The sequence below is a fragment of the Actinomycetota bacterium genome, from assembly GCA_035640355.1.
Taxonomy (GTDB): Bacteria; Actinomycetota; UBA4738; order UBA4738; family HRBIN12; genus CALGFI01.
Window position 1 is genome coordinate 1 of sequence record DASQWI010000015.1, and the last position, 15,031, is coordinate 15,031.

Sequence of the window (15,031 nt, forward strand, 5' to 3'; positions counted from 1 at the left end):
CGCCGGGGCCGCCGGTGTGGGTGCCGCTGCGCCTCCGTCGCCTGAAGCCGCCCCATCCGGCGACGGCGGCGCGCCAGCCGCCGGAGCGGCCGCGCCGGGAGCCGTCGGAGCCTCACCCGTCTTTGCCCGGTGCGCCTGCACGGCCGCCCGTCGAGCGCGACCCTCGGCCACGCGGCGGTCGGTGCCCTTCGCGAGCTCCTCGGCGAGGACGCGATCGAGTGTTTCCTGGTCGAGCTCCGCCTCTTCCCGAGCCACTCTTGCCTCCTACAGCGGTCCGGAGATCCCGCCGTCCTTGCGGATCCTCCAAAAGTGCACGGACAGGAAGATCACCAGGACGAACGGCAACGCGAGGACGTGCAAGACGTACCAACGGAGCAACGTGTCCGGTCCGACGACGATGCCGCCCAGCAGCAGGAAGTTCGCTTGCTTCGCGATCAGCGGCGAGTACCCGGCGAGCGACGTGCCCACCGTGACGGCCCAGATCGAGAGCTGGTCCCACGGCAGCAGGTAGCCGGTGAACGACAGCCCCAGCGTCAGGAACAACAGCACCACGCCAACGACCCAGTTGAACTCCCGCGGCGGTTTGTAGGAGCCGGTGTAGAACACGCGCGCCATGTGGAGCGTCACGCTGAACACCATCAGGTGCGCGCCCCATCGGTGGAGGTTCCGTACCAGGTCGCCGAAGAACACCGACGTTCGGATGTTCTGCATGTCCGCGTACGCCTGCGCGGCGCCGATCTCTGCCGCCGGCCGGTAGAAGAACATCAGGAAGATCCCCGTGACGGTCAGCAGGATGAACAGGAAGAACGACAGGCCGCCCAGGCAGAAGGTGTAGGTCAGCTTCAATCCGTGACGCTTCATCTTCACTGGGTGCAGGTGGTAGAGGACGTTGTTCATCGTCGCGAGAGCGCGATCGCGCGACGTGTCCTTGTAGCCCCTTCTGAAGATGGAGCCAGGTCGGAAGACGGACTTCCAGACCTCGGTCTCTCGAACGCGCTCCAGGACCTCGTTCGGTGAAGGAGGCCTCAGCTTCACGCTACTCGGCCTCGGCTCGCTGGGATTCGGGAACTGCGGCCATGGTGCGGCGTCCGCCGGTGCCCTCGGGAAGACGCGCGTAGTACAACGTGTCGGTCGGGCACCGCTCGACGCACACGGAGCATCTGGTGCACGCGTTGTCGTCGACGACGAAGATCGAATACGTCGTGGCGATCTCGGCTTCGACCGCCTCGTTCGGTACGTCCTGGACGATGTCCGGAGCCATCATGAAGATGCAGTTCCATGGGCATACGTCCTCACACGCGCGGCACAGGATGCAGTTGTCCGGATCGAGCATCAGGTGCTTGGGCGACCTCACGCCCTTGGAGAGCCATTCGGGGTCGACCGCCTCGACGACGTAGTCGGTGTGGACGTCGACCTCGGTCTTCTGGAAGGGCATGCGGGCGATCTCTCCTAACGATTCCTCATCGATATCCGCCGCCGACGCGCTCCGCCGAGCCGCCGCGGAGCTTGCGGCGCCAGTTCTGCATGATCGCGGCGGCGACAACCAGCGTGACGAACGGGCCCGTCGCCAGCCCCGCGGCGACGGCGTCCCGCGCCAGCGGCCGCCAGTCCGACGTTCCTGATAGCCCGTCCCATCCGAGCTTCTGCTCAGCGAAGTACAGCCAGAACGAGGGGATCACGGCCATCGAGATCACGCTGAAGAAACTGAACGCCACGGCGAACAGGACCGCGCTGGTCCACGTCCATTCGAAGTCCCTGATTCGGGGCTCGACGCGCCGTCTCAGCTCGAGGACCCTGTCCGGGACCTTCATCCGATCGCCATCCTCACGCGGTGTGGCCGTTCCTGCGATCTCGGGCTCCGCGGCGCGGTGATTATAGGCGTCGGCCCCCAGCAGGCCCCCACGCCGCAGTCCCTGCGCTCGATCGTGAAAACCTTCACAAGCGTCGGTTCCACTATGACAAGGAACCGGCGACGGTCGCAACCGATCCACACCCGTTCCTACACTGGCGGACGTGCTCGCCGACTTCGTCCGGGACGGTCTCGGCGCTTGGTGGGCGCCCGCCCTCGCGTTCGCTGCGGGTGTCGTCTCATTCGCCTCGCCGTGCGTGTTCCCGCTCGTCCCCGGCTATCTCTCGTTCGTCGCAGGGGGAGAGGCGCGGGAGGAGCGACGACCCCTGGTGCCGATCCTCCTGTTCATCGCCGGGTTCGGCGCGGTCTTCACGCTGCTCGGCGCGTTCAGCGGCGCGGCCAGCCGCTTCCTGATCTCTCCGACCGGCGAGCGGGTCGCCGGCGTCGTCATCGTTGCGTTCGGCGTGCTGTTGCTCCTGTACGCGCTCCGTCTGGGGTCGCTGGGACTGTTCGCGGAGCGCCGTCCGCTGCTCTCTCGGGTCCGGCCCGGTCCGATCTGGGCGTTCCCGCTCGGTGTCGCGTTCGGCACCGGATGGACGCCGTGTATCGGCCCGGTCCTCGGCGGGGTGCTCTCGATCGCCGCCGCGCAGGGGGGTTCCGGTCGGGGGGCTGCGCTCCTGCTCGTCTACTCGGCGGGGCTCGGGCTCCCCTTCTTGCTCGTCGGTATGGGGATCCGGAAACTGATGGGCGCGCTCGACTTCGTGAAACGGAACTATCACTGGATCGCGGGCGTATCCGGCGTCGTCATGGTCGCCATCGGAGTCCTGATCGTGACGAACCTGTGGAACGAGGTGCTCGCGCCGGTGCGGCGAGCGATCGAACAGTTCTCGCCGCCCATCTGACAGTCTCGCTTCGAGTCGCGCAGCAGCGAGCGGATCGAGTGGCGCCCGTTCGTACGAGGCGACCGCCGGAGTTACGGCGCCGGAGTTACGGTTAGAGTTCGCCGGGCTTCGCGCCGGTTCGCGAGATGAACGCGAGGGGATCGACGACGAAGGTGAATCGGAAGGCGCTGGCGGTCGTCTGGACGATCGCCGCGGGCGTATTGCTCGCGGCGTGCGCGCCGAATGCCACGCAGAGCGCGCTGGAGCCCGCAGGCGAGAATGCGGATAAGGCGAACAGCCTGTTCCTCCCGGTGTTCTGGGTCGCCGTCGCGATCTTCGTCATCGTTGAAGGTGCGCTCCTGTTCTTCGCGATCCGGTACCGGCATCGCAAGGGACGCGACACGATCCCGCCGCAGGTCCACGGCAACACCCGGCTGGAGATCGCATGGACCATCCTGCCGGCGGTGATCCTCGCCGGCGTGGCCGTCCCCACGGTCGCGACGATCTTCGAGCTCGCGCGCGATCCCGGACCGGAAGCGCTCCAGGTCACCGTGCTCGGTCACCAGTGGTGGTGGGAGTTCGATTACCCGGAGGAGGGCGTGAGCGTCCCGAACGAGCTGCACGTGCCGACGGGCAGGCCCGTCCACCTCACGATGTGCTCGGTCGGCGTCGGGTACGAGAACCAGCCGGCGCCGAGCGAATGTCAGGCGGACAAGCCCGCGCCGGCAACGCTCGGCAACTCGGTGATCCACTCGTTCTGGGCGCCGGAGCTGTTCGGGACGCAGGACGTGTTCCCGACCTATTCGCGGACGTTGACGTTCGCCGCCGACGAGCCTGGCGTGTACGAGGGACAGTGCAAGGAGTTTTGCGGTCTCTCCCACGCGTACATGCGGTTCGTCGTCGTCGCGCACTCGCCTGCGGAGTTCGACCAGTGGGTGGCCGACCAGCGACGACCGGCGGGCTCGCTCGAAGGAGCGGCCGCCGACGGGCTACGAGTGTTTCTGACGGCGGGCCCGGCCGGGTGCACGGAGTGTCATTCAGTGAACGGGCTCAAGGACGCGAGCGGAGAGGACATCCCGGGCTCCATCAACGCTCCGAACCTGTCGCACTTCGCGAGCCGCGACTGCTTCGCCGGGTGCATCTTCGAGAACACCGACGAGAACCTGCGACGATGGTTGGCCGACCCGCCCGCGATGAAACCCGGCTCGTGGATGCCCGATTACAAGCTGACGTCCGAGGAGATCGACCAGCTCATCGCGTTCCTGAACACGCTCGAGTGAGGTGACGGCGATTCGATGGCAACGGTGAGCGTCCCGGGCGAGCGGCGAAGCTGGCTCGTCCGCCGGCCGAGATCGACGACGGGCTTCTGGAGCTGGGTCACGACCGTGGACCACAAGCGGATCGGGATCCTGTACGGGATCACGGCGTTCGCGTTTTTCATGATCGGCGGCAGTGAGGCGCTGCTGATGCGGGTCCAGCTGGCGCAGCCCGATCAAGAGGTCGTCAGCGCAGCGCTGTACAACGAACTGTTCACCATGCACGGCGTGACGATGGTGTTCCTCGTTGTCATGCCGCTCTCGGCCGCGTTCTTCAACTACCTGATCCCACTGATGATCGGGGCGCGCGACGTCGCATTCCCCAGGCTGAACGCGTACAGCTATTGGGCGTTCCTGTTCGGTGGGCTGTTCATCTACTCGAGCTTCTTCCTGGGCGGCGCGCCGAACGGCGGCTGGTTTGGCTATGCGCCCAACTCCGTACTTGACCCGACGCGTGGAATGACCTTCTACTCGCTCGGCCTGATCATCACCGGGGTCGCGTCGACGGTCTCGGCCATCAACCTCGCCGTCACGGTCATCAACATGCGGGCGCCCGGGATGACGCTGTTCCGGATGCCGGTGTTCGTGTGGATGGGCCTGGTGGTTCAGCTGCTGCTGGCGTTCTCCCTGCCGATCATCACGGTCGGCCTCACCGAGTTGTTCTTCGATCGCCGGTTCCACACGCACTTCTTCGACCCGGCGGCTGGCGGTGATCCGCTGTTGTGGCAGCACCTGTTCTGGCTGTTCGGCCACCCGGAGGTCTACATCCTGATCCTGCCGGCGATGGGGATCGTCTCGGAGATCCTGCCGGTGTTCGCTCGGAAGCCGCTGTTCGGCTACCAGTTCGTCGTGTTCAGCGGCATCGCGATCGGGTTCATCGGGTTCGGCGTGTGGGCGCACCACATGTTCGCCACCGGGCTCGGACCGGTCGCGAACACCGCATTCAGCATCTCCACCATGATCATCGCCGTTCCGACCGGGGTGAAGATCTTCAACTGGCTGGGAACGCTGTGGCGCGGGGACATCCGGTTCGCGACGCCGATGCTGTTCGCGCTCGGGTTCATCGCGATGTTCGTGATCGGCGGACTGTCCGGCGTTACGCACGCCGTCGTGCCGTCGGACTATCAGCAGACGGACACGTACTACATCGTCGCCCACTTCCACTACGTGCTGTTCGGCGGAGCCATCTTCGGCCTGTTCGGCGGGATCTACTACTGGTGGCCCAAGGTGTTCGGCAGGTTCCTCAACGAGCGGATCGGGCGGATCAACTTCTGGATCATGTTGATCGGGTTCAACCTGACCTTTGGGCCGATGCACATCCTCGGCCTGCAGGGGATGCCGCGGCGGATCCACAGCTACCCGGCGTCGCTCGGCTTGGGGTTCTGGAACCTCGTCGCCACTACGGGCTCGTTCCTGATCGCGCTGAGCGTGCTGGTCTTCCTGATCAACGCGGTCTCCAGCTTCCGCAGACCGGTGGAGATGGCGGCCGACCCGTGGGACGCGCGAACGCTGGAATGGCTCACGACGTCACCGCCGCCCGAGCACAACTTCGACGATGTCCCCGTGGTCCACTCGCTCGACGAGCTGTGGCATCGGAAGTACGCGGAGACGCGCGGCGGGCGAGTCGTGCCGGTACCCGCCGGCGGGGCGGGCGACGAGCATGAGGCGGCGGATGACTCGGCCAGTCACGGCGCGGGCCACGCGGTCCACATGCCTTCGCCGTCGTACTGGCCGGTCGTCGCCGCGCTTGGCCTGCCGATCATCGCGTACGGCCTGATCTTCAACATGTGGCTCGTCGGGCTCGGGGTGGTCGTCGTCCTCGTCGGTTTCTACGGCTGGATCCTCGAGCCCTCGGCGGAGTGACGCGCTGATGGCGCAGCTGGGTCGATCGATGGACGTGCACGTTGTGGAGAGCGAGCACGAGCGCACCAGCACGGGGCTGCCGCACCTCAAGCTGGCGATGTGGCTGTTCCTGGCGTCGGACTGCCTGCTGTTCGGCGCGCTGATCTCGACGTACGTGCTGTACCGCGGGGCGAGCCGCGTGGGGCCGTACCCCGCCGAGGTGTTCGACATCCCGTACACGTCGGTGTCGTCGTTCGTGCTGCTCGCCAGCTCTCTGACCATGGTGCTCGCGCTGGCGGCGATCCAGCGGGGGGATCAGGGACAACTCCGCGTGTGGTTGCTCGCGACGGCGTTGCTGGGGACGACGTTCGTCGGCGGACAGGTGTTCGAGTTCACCACATTCGCCCACGAGGGCCTCACGCTGACCACCAACCTGTTCAGCACGACGTTCTACGTGCTGACCGGGTTCCACGGGACGCACGTCGCCGTCGGCATCCTCATGTTGCTGACGGTGCTCGCGTTGTCGTTCGCGGGGAGACTGCCGCCGGAACGCGCGATGACCGTCGAGCTCGTCGGCCTGTACTGGCACTTCGTCGACATCGTGTGGATCGTCATCTTCACGGTCGTGTACCTGATCCCTACCGGGGCGCCGGGGGGAGCACAGTGAGCGGAGCGAACGTTGTGCGGACCCCGGCACTGACGGGGACACCGGGGGGAGCACAGTGAGCGGAGCGAACGTTGTGCGAACCCCGGCACTGACGGGGACACCGGGGGGAGCACAGTGAGCGAGCGCGAGACCGTCGAGCCGGAGACCACGGGTGCGCGCGCCCGTCACGCCGGCGCCGTCACGCGTCACCCCAGCCCGAAGGAGTACGTCCGGATCGCCATCATCCTGGGGGTGATCACGGCGCTCGAGGTCGCCGTGTACTACATCGATGCGGTTCGCGACCTCCTGATCCCGCTCCTGTTCCTCTTCTCGCTCCTCAAGTTCACCCTCGTCGTCCTGTGGTTCATGCACCTGAAATTCGACAGCAGGACGTACGCGCGCTTCTTCTTGATAGGACTGGCCGGCGCGATCACCCTGTACCTGATCGTGCTGCTCACGTTCCGGGTGTTCGGAGGCTAGCCGATGCCTGATTGGCATCCGCACCTGGACGTCTGGTTGCTGCTCGGCGGCGTGTGGGTCGCCTACGTCGTCGCGGTGCGAACGCACGCCCGAACGGCTCCTCCGGCTGACCTCGAGGAACGCGGCAGGCGATCGGCGCTGTTCTCGACGGGGATGGCGCTGTTGCTCGTCGCATCGGATTGGCCGGTGCACGACCTCGCCGAGGGCTACCTGTACTCGGCGCACATGGTCCAGCACCTCGTGTACACGCTCGTCGCGGCGCCACTGCTGGTGGTTGGCATTCCGGCGTGGATGTGGCGGCTGGTTCTCCGCGTTCGGCCGCTCGGTGCGGCGTTCGGGTTCCTCACCCGTCCGGTGGTGGCCATCGCGACCTTTAACGGCCTGCTGCTGTTCACGCACTGGCCCGAGGTCGTCGAGGCGTCGGTGAGCTCGGAGGTCACGCACTTCGGGCTTCACGTGCTGATCGTCGGCTCTGCGATCGTCATGTGGTGGCCGGTGCTCTCACCGTTGGCGGAACGGCCGGCCCTGTCGCCGCCGGGGCAGATGCTGTACCTGTTCGTTCAGTCGCTCGCCCCGACGATCCCCGCGTCGTTTCTCACGTTCGGCCGGTCCCCGCTCTATCCCGTGTACGAGACGTTCCCGCGCATCTGGGGCATCTCGGCGATCACCGATCAGCTCCTCGCCGGACTGATCATGAAGATCGCCGGTGGCCTGATCCTGTGGGGGTTCATCGCGGCCATCTTCTTCCGATGGCACGCGCGCGAACGAGACGGATGGGACGCGCTCGCGCTCCGGCAGGTCGAGCGCGACGTGCGCGCGGGCGTGCTGAAGTGACGTCGTCATGAGGCCGGATCTGCGGGACCGGGTCGTGCTTCCGATCTTGTTGCCGCTCGGCATCATCCTGTTTCTCGTCGCGCTGCTGTGGGGGTTCTCGCGGCTGTTGCTCGGAGTCACCGCGACGGCGGCGACGGTGACGGCAACCGTGGTTGCGTTGGGGATCCTGGTCGTCTCGGCCGTCGCCGCGAACCGTCACACGATCCGGAGCTCGACGATCGGCGCCGCGTTCGGCGCGACGGTCGGCCTGGCAATGGTCACCGGCGGCATCGCGCTCGCCGTCGTCGGATCCGGAGAGGCGGAGGAGCCGGACGAGAACGGCGCCCACGGAGCGACGGTGGAGCTCGCGGCGGCGAACATCGCCTTCGAGCCGACGACGCTGTCGGCTCCCGCGGACACACCGTTCACGATCGAGTTCGACAACCGCGACAGCGCCCAGCACAACGTGGAGATCTTCGACAACCCCGAGCGCTCCGGGACCCCTTTGTTCGAGGGCGAGATCGTCACCGGACCGGCGACCGTCGCCTATCAGGTCGATCCGCTCGCGGAAGGGACGTACTTCTTCCTGTGCGTGGTTCATCCGCAGATGACCGGTGAGATCGAGGTGGCTCCGGGCTCGCCGGGTGGTGAGCCCGGCGGGGAACCCGGCGGACCCGGCGGGGAAACGGGTGGAGGGCCACCCGGTGACGGAGCGCCCGGCGGTGCCGAGCCGGCCACGGTGGTCGCTCAAGGCATCGCCTTCGACACGGACACGATCTCGCTGCCAGCCGATCAGCCGTCGACGATTACCTTCGACAACCGCGACACGGTGCCGCACAACATCGCGATCTACACGGACAGTTCGCTGTCCGAGGCTCTCTTCCAGGGCGAGATCGTCACCGGCCCGGCGACCGCGCAATACGAGGTCCCGCCGGAGCCGGCGGGGGAGTACTACTTCCATTGCGACGTGCACCCGACCATGAACGGAACGGTCACGGTCGGCTGATGCGAAACGGCGGCGGCCCGTCCGCGTCACGCCGCGCACTCGCGTTCGCCGCGCTCCTCGCCGTCGTCACCGGGTGCTCCGGAGGTTCGGCCCCGACGATTCCGGCGGTCGAGGACATCTCGGAACCGATGCCCGCGTTGGCCGGACCCGTGCTGACCGGCGGCACCCTCTCCCCAAACGACTACGCGGGTCGGGTAACGGTCGTCAATTTCTGGGCGACGACGTGCGCCCCCTGCGTGCGAGAGATGCCGCTCCTCTCGTCACTCCACGATGAGCCGGATGGTGCGTTCGTCGTCGGCGTGAATTACCGGGAGGGAGCGGCGATCGCTCGCGAGTTCGCGAGGGAGCTGGACGTGGCGTACCCGAGCGTCCGCGACGCAGACGGCAGCCTCGCGCATCGCTTCGACGTCCCCTTTCTGCCGACGACGTTCGTGGTCGACGGCGACGGGCAGATGCGGTTCAAGGTGATGGGCGAGATCGACGCCGAGACGCTCGAGCGCCTCGTGGACGACGTTCGAACCACGTGACGCCATCGGCTCCGGACGCTATGCAACGCGGGCGAGCGGGAGCGCCGCGTCCACGGCGACCGCGCCGAACAGTAAGGCGAGATACACGATCGAGAACCTGAACAGCCGCATCGAATCGACGGGTGATGCCGAGCGCCACAGGCGCAGCGCCCGCATCACGAACCAGCCACCGAGGACGATCGCGGCAGCCGCGTATACGGCTCCCATCCGGCCGAACGGAACGAGCAGCAACGACGTTCCGAACAGCACCAGCGAGTAGAGCAGGATCTGCCGGCGCGTCTCGCCGGCGCCGCGCACCACGGGCAGCATCGGGATGCCCGCCGCCGCGTAATCGCCGCTGTACCGGAGCGCGAGCGCCCAGAAGTGCGGAGGCGTCCAAACGAACACGATGGCGAACAGGATCCACGCCGGAAGCCCGACCGTGCCGGTGACGGCGGCCCAGCCGACGAGCGCGGGAACCGCTCCCGCCGCCCCGCCGATCACGATGTTCTGCGTGCTCGTTCGCTTCAGCCACAGCGTGTACACGAAAACGTAGAACGCGATGGCCGACAGCGCGAGCGTAGCGGCCAGGACGTTCACGGTCGACGCGAGGAACAGGAACGACACGGCGCCGAGGACATAGCCGAACGCCAGCGCGTTGTCCGGTTCGATCAGGTGCGACGGCAGCGGCCGCGAGCGCGTTCGGCGCATCAGCTCGTCGACGTCGCGGTCGAGGTAGCAGTTGATCACGTTCGCCGACCCCGCCGCGACCGCGCCGCCGACGAGCGTGGCGAGCACGAGCGAGAGCGACGGCACCCCCTTTTCGGCGAGCGCCATGGCCGGGACCGTGGTGATCAGCAGCAGCACGATGATCCGCGGCTTCGTGAGCCGGAAGTACGCGGCCGTGGTCTCCCTCAACGTGGAACGCTTGCCGTTCGCCCGCTCGTCGACCTCGAGGCCCTGGCTTGGTCGGCCGCTTTCGGTCTCGCGACGAGCGGTGACCCACAGCGCGACGAGCGTCGCCCAGATCGTCGCCGCGAGCGCGACGTGTGCCGTCACCGCGGCAGGCCGGAGCTTCGACCAGACGTTCGCCGCGCCGACCAGCACCTGCGCGAACATCAGCAGGAGCGCGATCCCCGCCAGCCACGACAGCGCCGGAATCCGCGGCGCGATCCACGTCTTGATGAATACGTACAGGACGAGCAGCGCCGAGAGCGCTGCGAGCACGCGATGGAGGAACATCCACGTCGCGGCGCCACCGAGCGCCGGCACGAGCCGCCCGTCCATGAGCGGCCAATCCCTGAACGCGAGCCCGGAATCTGTCGCCCGAACGTACGTGCCGACGAGGAGCGCGCCGAACGTGGCGATGACCGTCCAGCCGATCGGGCCGATCACGTTCCGCCCGACGCTTCGATCCGGCGCCGCGACACGCCTTCGAATGGCGAACGCGTACCTCGCCTCGACGGCGTTGGCGACGAGCACGGCGACGAGCGCCATGGCGAAGGCGAAGTGCACCGTGACCCACGCCGGATCGAGGTCCGTCTGCACGACGATGCCACCGAGTACGGCCTGCGAAAGAACGAGCGGAACCGCCGCGATCGACAATCGGCGCACGCTGGGCGTGGAGCGGAGACGGCGCCATGCGATGGTGGCCTGCACGGCCACGAGCACGACCACCACGATCGCGACGAACCGGTGCGAGTACTCGACCCACGACTCCAACGTCGGATACGGGAGCCACCGGTCGGGACCGCATTTGGGCCAGCTCGTACATCCGAGTCCCGAGCCGGTCGCGCGCACGAGTCCACCCACGCCGAACAGCAACAGCGTGGTGCACGCGGTCGCGATCGCGAGCCTGTGGAAACGGGTCATGCGCGTTGGGGCGGTACGGCCCGAACGATAACAGTGCCGCCGACGTCGCCTCGCCGCAACGGTCCTTGCGATACTCATCCGACGTGGCGACGCGGCCCCGATCCGATCCGATCCCCGACGACGTTCGGTCGCCGCTGCTCGAACGGGTTCGCGAGCGCGTCGATCCCGCGCTGGCCAGGTTCCTGTCAGATCGCGGGGCCGAGCTCGCCGGGATGGACCCTCGCGCCGCGGTCCTGATCGACGAGCTCCTTCGATTGCTCGCCGCGGGCGGCAAGCGGATCCGGCCGGCGCTGTGCGTGTACGCGTATCGGGCGGCCGGTGGCTCGGACGGACCTCCGATCACGAAAGCGGCGGCCGCACTCGAGCTGCTGCACACGTTCGCGCTGGTCCACGACGACGTGATGGACCGGACCCAGGAGCGCCGCGGCGTCGAATCGACGCACGTGCGGTTCGCCAAGGAGGCGCCGCCCGGCGTCGAACCCGACGGGTACGGCGTCTCGGTGGCCATCCTCGTCGGCGACCTGGCGGCCGTCCTCGCCGAGCAGCGCCTGAGGACGTGCGGGGCAGCGCCCGACGCGCTCCACCTCGCCATTGAGCGGTTCGATCGCATGCGCGTCGAGATGGCCGCGGGCCAGCTCCTCGATCTCGAGATGGCCCGAGCGGCCGAATCTCCGGACGAAGCGGCTCGCCGGCGCATCGCCGCCCTGAAGACGGGTTCGTACACCGCCGAAGGGCCGGTGCTGATCGGCGCCGCGCTGGCCGACGCGGGACCGAGCGTCGAGGGCCCGCTCCGGGTCTACGCCCGTTCCATGGGCGACGCATTCCAGCTGCGCGACGACGTCATCGACGGCGAGGCACCGTCCGAGGCCGCCTCGCGGGTCGACGAGCTCGCCTCGCGGGCGATCGCCGCTCTGCAGAGCGGGACCCTCGAGGCAGTCGGGAGGGACGCGCTCGTCGAGATCGCGTCTGCGCTCCGGGTGGCCGGCTGATGCAGGTCCGCGACGTCGACGTCGCCGCGGCGCGGCGGATGTTCGGCGGACTTCCGGTCGCCAGCGTTGCCACGGTGAACGAGGATGGCTCGCCGCACGTCGTCCCCCTGTGGTTCGTCTGGCTCGAGGAAGCGGTCTACGTCTCCGCACGGCGACCCGGGCGGACGTGGTCGAACGCGTCGGCCGAACCACGCGTTGCGCTGACGATCGATCTGGGGCGGGCCTGGGTCGAGATCGCCGGCGTCGAGATCCGCGGCCGTGCCGAGTTGGTCACGCCGCAGGACGCCGACATGCGCAGGCCGATGTCGGCGTGGCACGAGAAGTATCGGCCGCTCCTCGCCGGCGACGGGTTCGCCCGCTTCACCGGCGAGGTCTCGGACATCGGGTTCCTGCGCGTGGACGTCGAACGGATCGTCGCCTGGGACCACGCGCGCGACTGAACGGGCCACTCGCGGGTTGTGCGGGTCGAAGCCGGCACGCATAGGGTTTGTGCGGAACCGAATCCGGCAGTACGATCGTTTGTGAAGTTTTTCACAAGCTCCGAAGCGGGGGGAACGTCCCGGTGTCGAGCTCAGCGAGCCCGCAGATCGAGACCGACGTTCTGGTCGTCGGCGCCGGGCCGGGGGGTTCCACGGCGGCCTACCACTTGGCCCGCCACGGGGTCGACGTCACGCTGCTCGAGCGGGCGACGTTCCCTCGCGAGAAGGTCTGTGGCGACGGGCTGACCCCGCGCGCCGTCGTCGCGCTGCGGAAGATGGGCATCGAGCCCGAGGACCACCCGTTCGAGCGGCACCACGGGCTGCGGATCTACTCGCGAAAGGTCACGCTCGAGCTGCCGTGGCCGACGCTCGAGGACTTCCCGGGGTTCGGGCTGACGATGACCCGCGGTGTGTTCGACGAGCTCCTTGCGCGGCGCGCTCAGCGCGCGGGTGCGCGATTGCGCGAGCGCACCGAGGCCCTCGAACCGGTCGTCGACAGGGGCTGGGTGACCGGCGCCCTCGTCCGCGACCTCGAGCGGGGTGAGGACGCCGAGATCCGCGCGCGCTACGTGGTCGTTGCCGACGGCGCATCGTCGCGGTTCGCCGGGCACGTCGGCGTCAGACGCGACCCCTCGAAGCCGATCGGCATCGCCGCGCGACGGTACTACCGGATCGACCGGCACCCCGGTCCGTGGCTCGAGGTGTGGATGGACCTGTGGGACGGCGACAGCTTGCTCCCCGGCTACGGCTGGTTGTTCCCACTCCCCGGCGGTGACGTGAACCTCGGGGCCGGCCTGCTGAACACGTTCAAGAACTTCTCGAACGTCTCCGCGCAGCGCGTGTTCGACGCGTTCTGGCGGATGCTGCCGCCCGAGTGGAACGTGACCGAGGAAAGCGCGGACGGCCGCGTGCTCTCCGGCCCTCTGCCGATGGGCATGTCGCGAACGCCGGCCGCCGTTCCGGGGATGCTCGTCGTCGGCGACGCCGCCGGCATCGTCAACCCGTTCAACGGCGAGGGCATCGCGTACGCGATGGAATCCGCGGAGCTTGCCGCCGAGCTGATCCACGAGGCGCTCGTGCGCGATCGCCCGGGCATCGCGCACCTGTATCCGACGATCCTTCGCGAGCGGTACGAGCCGTACTACCGGGTCGGCACCACGTTCGTTCGGGCGATCGGGAATCCGACGGTGATGCGTCTGCTCACGGACTACGGCCTGCCGCAGGAGTGGTTGATGAGATTCCTGATCCGGTTGATGGGCAATCTGTCGGACGGACCGCGCGGCGACGTCCGCGACAAGGTGATGGACGCGCTCGTGCGCCTCGCGCGGGCGGCCTAGGAGGCACGACATGGAACTGAGGGAGTACCTGCCGATCGTGATCCTGGCGGTGCTCTCGCTCGCGTTCGCGGTGCTCTCGCTCCTGGTCTCGTCGCTGGTCCGTCCGAACCGGCCCACGCCGGCGAAGCTGGCGCCGTACGAATGCGGGATCGAGCCGGAGCGGTTGCCCAAGGGCGAGCGGTTCAGCGTGAAGTTCTACGTCGTGTCGATGCTGTTCATCATCTTCGACATCGAGACGATCTTCCTGTTCCCCTGGGCGGTCGGGTTCCGTCAGCTCGGGCTGTTCGGTCTCGTCGAGATGGCGATCTTCATCGCGCTCGTGTTCGTCGCGTACGTGTACGTGTGGAAGGCCGGCGGGCTCGACTGGGTGGATGCGACGAGCCGGCGCGCGGATGTCGCCGCGCGCCCGACCGCGCCGGAGGAGCGGGAGCTGCTGCATGCCCGTTGAGCGCATCGAGGGGTTCCACACGGATCGCGGCGATCAACAGTCGTCGGGCCAGGAGGCGGAAGAGGAGCTCGAACGCGGGCTCCTGCTGACGACGCTCGACAAGGCAGTGTCGTGGGGGCGGAAGCAGTCCATGTGGCCGGTGACGTTCGGACTGGCGTGCTGCGCGATCGAGTTGATAACGACCGGCACGAGCAAGTACGACCTCGCGCGGTGGGGGATGGAGCTGTTCCGCGCGTCGCCGAGGCAGTCCGACTTGATGATCGTGGCCGGCAGGGTGAGCCAGAAGATGGCGCCGGTGCTTCGGACGATCTACGACCAGATGCCCGAGCCGAAATGGGTCATCTCGATGGGCGTGTGCGCGTCGTACGGCGGGATGTTCACCAACTACGCGATCGTGCAGGGCGTCGACACGGTCGTCCCCGTGGACGTGTACGTGCCGGGCTGCCCGCCCCGGCCCGAGATGCTGATGTACGGGATCCTCCGCCTCCACGAGAAGGTGCAGAAGGAGGGGCGGTTCCGCTGAACGCCGACGCGCTCGCCGAACGCATACGCGCGAGGTATCCCGAC

Annotated in this window: 17 protein-coding genes and 1 pseudogene; 13 read left to right on the forward strand and 5 right to left on the reverse strand. The window is 67.9% G+C overall.

Annotated elements, in window-relative coordinates:
* From VFA08_07975 to VFA08_07990, 4 genes are all read right to left on the reverse strand, one after another.
* Positions 1–255, reverse strand: a 255-nt coding sequence (locus tag VFA08_07975) for a hypothetical protein (GenBank protein HYZ13527.1), incomplete at its 3' end; no start/stop codon positions are given.
* Positions 256–264: 9 nt separating this feature from the next.
* Positions 265–1,035 carry a cytochrome b N-terminal domain-containing protein gene (locus VFA08_07980; protein HYZ13528.1) on the reverse strand — a complete coding sequence of 257 codons (771 nt, stop codon included), beginning with the start codon at positions 1,033–1,035 and terminating at the stop codon, positions 265–267.
* Between the two features lies 1 nt (position 1,036).
* On the reverse strand, positions 1,037–1,435 hold the full coding sequence (locus VFA08_07985) for a 4Fe-4S binding protein (GenBank protein HYZ13529.1): 399 nt from the start codon (positions 1,433–1,435) through the stop codon (positions 1,037–1,039).
* A gap of 25 nt (positions 1,436–1,460) precedes the next feature.
* Positions 1,461–1,811, reverse strand: coding sequence for a hypothetical protein (locus VFA08_07990; GenBank protein ID HYZ13530.1), 351 nt, complete (start codon positions 1,809–1,811; stop codon positions 1,461–1,463).
* Positions 1,812–2,013: 202 nt separating this feature from the next.
* Between VFA08_07990 and VFA08_07995 the strand changes: the two genes are divergently transcribed.
* The 8 genes from VFA08_07995 to VFA08_08030 all read left to right on the forward strand — a co-directional run bounded on the left by VFA08_07995 (position 2,014) and on the right by VFA08_08030 (position 9,360).
* Entirely contained in the window at positions 2,014–2,751 is a 738-nt protein-coding gene (locus VFA08_07995) for a cytochrome c biogenesis CcdA family protein (protein ID HYZ13531.1), read from the forward strand.
* A gap of 125 nt (positions 2,752–2,876) precedes the next feature.
* Positions 2,877–4,010 (forward strand): cytochrome c oxidase subunit II transmembrane domain-containing protein, encoded by a 1,134-nt coding sequence (locus VFA08_08000; protein ID HYZ13532.1) that lies wholly within the window; start codon positions 2,877–2,879, stop codon positions 4,008–4,010.
* Positions 4,011–4,034: 24 nt separating this feature from the next.
* Complete coding sequence (gene ctaD / locus VFA08_08005) at positions 4,035–5,909, forward strand: cytochrome c oxidase subunit I (GenBank protein HYZ13533.1); 1,875 nt, start codon at positions 4,035–4,037, stop codon at positions 5,907–5,909.
* A 7-nt stretch (positions 5,910–5,916) separates the two neighbouring features.
* Entirely contained in the window at positions 5,917–6,555 is a 639-nt protein-coding gene (locus VFA08_08010; protein ID HYZ13534.1) for a heme-copper oxidase subunit III, read from the forward strand.
* 114 nt (positions 6,556–6,669) lie between these two features.
* The gene (locus tag VFA08_08015) at positions 6,670–7,014 is read left to right on the forward strand and encodes a cytochrome C oxidase subunit IV family protein (protein HYZ13535.1); all 345 of its coding nucleotides are present in this window, start codon (positions 6,670–6,672) and stop codon (positions 7,012–7,014) included.
* A gap of 3 nt (positions 7,015–7,017) precedes the next feature.
* Entirely contained in the window at positions 7,018–7,848 is an 831-nt protein-coding gene (locus VFA08_08020) for a cytochrome c oxidase assembly protein (protein ID HYZ13536.1), read from the forward strand.
* Between the two features lie 7 nt (positions 7,849–7,855).
* A complete protein-coding gene (locus VFA08_08025) occupies positions 7,856–8,833 on the forward strand; it encodes a cupredoxin domain-containing protein (GenBank protein ID HYZ13537.1) in 978 nt (325 codons plus the stop codon).
* Positions 8,833–9,360 (forward strand): TlpA disulfide reductase family protein, encoded by a 528-nt coding sequence (locus tag VFA08_08030; protein HYZ13538.1) that lies wholly within the window; start codon positions 8,833–8,835, stop codon positions 9,358–9,360. The genes VFA08_08025 and VFA08_08030 overlap by 1 nt, the downstream gene beginning before the upstream one ends.
* An 18-nt stretch (positions 9,361–9,378) precedes the next feature.
* Here VFA08_08030 and VFA08_08035 read toward each other — a convergent pair whose 3' ends face one another.
* Positions 9,379–11,211: a heme o synthase gene (locus tag VFA08_08035; GenBank protein ID HYZ13539.1), complete on the reverse strand. Its 1,833-nt coding sequence runs from the start codon at positions 11,209–11,211 to the stop codon at positions 9,379–9,381.
* 83 nt (positions 11,212–11,294) lie between these two features.
* Between VFA08_08035 and VFA08_08040 the strand changes: the two genes are divergently transcribed.
* The 5 genes and pseudogenes from VFA08_08040 (at position 11,295) to VFA08_08060 (ending at position 14,987) form a co-directional block, all read left to right on the forward strand.
* A complete protein-coding gene (locus VFA08_08040; protein ID HYZ13540.1) occupies positions 11,295–12,200 on the forward strand; it encodes a polyprenyl synthetase family protein in 906 nt (301 codons plus the stop codon).
* Positions 12,200–12,640, forward strand: a complete 441-nt coding sequence (locus VFA08_08045; protein HYZ13541.1) for a pyridoxamine 5'-phosphate oxidase family protein — start codon at positions 12,200–12,202, stop codon at positions 12,638–12,640. The genes VFA08_08040 and VFA08_08045 overlap by 1 nt, the downstream gene beginning before the upstream one ends.
* A 122-nt stretch (positions 12,641–12,762) precedes the next feature.
* Positions 12,763–14,016, forward strand: coding sequence for a geranylgeranyl reductase family protein (locus VFA08_08050; protein HYZ13542.1), 1,254 nt, complete (start codon positions 12,763–12,765; stop codon positions 14,014–14,016).
* Positions 14,017–14,032: 16 nt separating this feature from the next.
* Positions 14,033–14,383: pseudogene (locus VFA08_08055) on the forward strand (NADH-quinone oxidoreductase subunit A).
* A gap of 70 nt (positions 14,384–14,453) precedes the next feature.
* Positions 14,454–14,987, forward strand: a complete 534-nt coding sequence (locus tag VFA08_08060) for an NADH-quinone oxidoreductase subunit B family protein (protein ID HYZ13543.1) — start codon at positions 14,454–14,456, stop codon at positions 14,985–14,987.
* The last annotated feature ends 44 nt before the right edge of the window (positions 14,988–15,031 follow it).